Here is a 2,828-nt window from a genome sequence, read left to right as displayed (position 1 = left end):
CATCGCTGATAAAGGTAGCAGGTTTAGTCACTTCGCTATTGTTAACTTTAGCTGTGACATTGAATACACCCTTTTGCAGACTTGTTAGCTCTGCGACAGCTTTACCATCAGTGCCAGTAGTTCTGTTAACAACTGACAATACTGGACCTTCCTCCACTTCAAAGCTTACTTCCGCTCCAGATACAGGACTTCCGCTCTGATCGGTGACAGTCGCAGTGACAACGTTTTTACTTACGCCATCTGCCGGTGCATTATCTGGATCGATAACAACATTTCCGTCCTTCAACTCAACAACTGGCTCAAAGTTAATCGTCGTGCGCTCAGACTGAGTTGTGCCTTGGGAAAGCTCAGTCATAGTTACAGTCACATCACCTGGGATGATATTTGTTACTTCCACGCCGGCATAACCAGCACTGTCTGACCATATTGTTAGGCTGTTTGTACCATTACCGCCGTAAATATCAGAACCTGGCACAGCAGTAAGGATAGCCCCATTATCTGCTTTAAAGTTCAATCTAACTAATCTAGGCCCTAAGCTTCCATTTGGTCCCTCAAGCCCATGATAAATACGTCCTTTAATGACATTCTTTGACTGACCGTTAGCCGGAGCATTATTTTCTTCAATTGATAATGGCGCGAGAATACCAGCAAACCAAACATTTGCGGTCACGCGCGAACCAGCTACGTCGCCGTAAGTGACTCCCACTATATAATGACTGTTAGAAATATCCCCTTTAACTCGGATCTCAAAACTCCCGCTTTCAAGCTTGTTAATCCTCCAGTCAGTACGGCCTCCTGTCGGTGGGGCAACAGTTACGCGAAAAGCATCTGTATCAACACTTGGGATTACATTCCCATATGTATCTGTCGCATCGAATGTGACAATATTTTCTTCAAGAAATGCAGCCAATGCCCAATCTTTGACTACTGTCATATTTGAAATTTTTGAACTGCTTTCATCAGGTACATATGTAACCGTGTCATCTGCAGCAACTTCAGCATTATTAGCCAATGTTACAGTCAGTTTCGTCTCACCTGCACGCGTGTCGTAGAGTGACAGAATACCAACACCATTATTGTTTGCTGTTACGCTTGCTGACGCTGCGCTGCCCCCTTCTGCATGCACGTCAAATTCAGCATCGGTAATGATGTTTCCGTTGGCATCCTTCGCTACTACGGTGTATCCAATACGGGTACCAGCAACATAGGTTTCCTGCACATCTGTGCGCGTCAGTTCGATAGCTGCTGTCGTTTTATCTGCAATGAAAGTTGCATTCTTCGATACCCCATTTCCATTTACGGAAGTTGTAACCCTGAAGGTTCCGGCAGCAGTGCTGGTGAGTTCAGCAATCGCTTTACCCTCAGCATCTGATGTTCCGTTAATGACAGTCACCACAGGGCCATCTTCTACGCTGAAGCTAACCTCTTCTCCAGCTGCTGCAGTTCCGTTACCGTCAGTGACGTTGGCGGTGACAATAATTTTGTCAGTTCCATTGGCCACTGCATTATCCGGGGCGACGTGAAGGTCGTTATCCAGAATGGTTGCAGCATTGGTGAAATTCACATCCGTAGAAATCGGATGACGCTCGCCGAATACGGTAAAAGTAATTCTCGTTAATCCTGTTTTCGTATTTTTCACGCTAACAGAACAATAACCCTCACTGTCTGTTTTTGAGATTTGACCCAGAACTGCATCATTGTCTGCCTTAAAGTAACAGCTTGCCCCACTTTTACCCGGTCCCGCCTCTGGACCTTCTGTGCCTGTATATACCCTGCCTTTGACAACATTCTCGTCTATTCCGTTTGCCTTGCTGTCGTTGACAACAACAAACAGTGCCTGTAGAGGGTCAAAAGTAGAGGTTTTGTTGGCCCGGATGTTAGAATTCCACTGCTCACTTTCATCCCTGTCATAGCAATTATCCAGGTAAGCCTGAACTAACCCATAGTGAGATGCCTTAATCCGCAATTCAAACTTAGTATCGTCAATGCGGCGCAGAGTATGACTCGCTTCTCCTGCACTCAATACCAGCCTTACATTCAGAAGTTGTTCATAGCCGGCGTTGTCCGTTTTTGGCAGAGTATTACCATAATTATCGGTAACGTCGAAGGTAAGTACGTTCTCCCCCTGCAGGCCAGATAAAGCATTATTTTCAACTACGATAAAATTCCTTACATGCAGGGCTGCGGACGTATTCAAAGTAAACGTAACTCCGGAGCTGGCATTAACTTCCGGCTTATCTTTCAGGCTCACGTTCAACACTACATCTCCGACCTTAGTATCGGAAACGAAGAGCGTGGCCACACCATTGGTCAGGGTAAGGATTTCAGCAACTGTGTTTTCACTTCCTGTCGCACTGACTTCAAACTCTGCATCCGATAACAGATTGCCATTGGCATCAACGGCAGTCGCCGTGAAGTTTGCCCGACTACCGGCAAAGTAGGTTGTACTGTCCCCCATATGGGCGAGTTTTATCTCCGCAGTGGATTCATCTGCAACAAAGCGTGTAGTTTTTTCTCCAAATGATGCTGAGCCTCCTGCAACGCTCGCTTTCACTTTAAAGCTTCCAGATTGAATGCTGGTCATCTCAGCAATAGCAATCCCGTCCTCATCCGTGGTCCCCTGGACCGTATTAATTACCGCTCCATCTGCAATGGTAAAGTTAACTTCCACGCCAGGCACAACATTGCCATTCGCGTCCGTTACTGTAGCTGTAGCGCCGTTCTTCGCCACACCGTCAGCCACAGCGCCGTCCGGATCGATGATCAGATTCGCGTCTATGATCTCCGCCGTCGTTGCGTCCGCGATAAAGGTGGTGTTTTTACTGGTC

At 46.7% G+C, this 2,828-nt stretch carries 1 protein-coding gene; it reads right to left on the bottom strand.

Translation table 11 applies throughout. The features are described from left to right. Positions 1 to 2,743, bottom strand: a 2,743-nt coding sequence (locus ETG88_RS21735) for an Ig-like domain-containing protein (protein WP_164971835.1), incomplete at its 3' end; no start/stop codon positions are given. Positions 2,744 to 2,828: the final 85 nt, after the last annotated feature.

The organism is Lelliottia nimipressuralis (genome assembly GCF_004115925.1).
Lineage (GTDB): Bacteria > Pseudomonadota > Gammaproteobacteria > Enterobacterales > Enterobacteriaceae > Enterobacter > Enterobacter nimipressuralis.
Note: the sequence above shows the minus strand (reverse complement) of the source record. Positions and strands in the feature narration are given on the sequence as shown.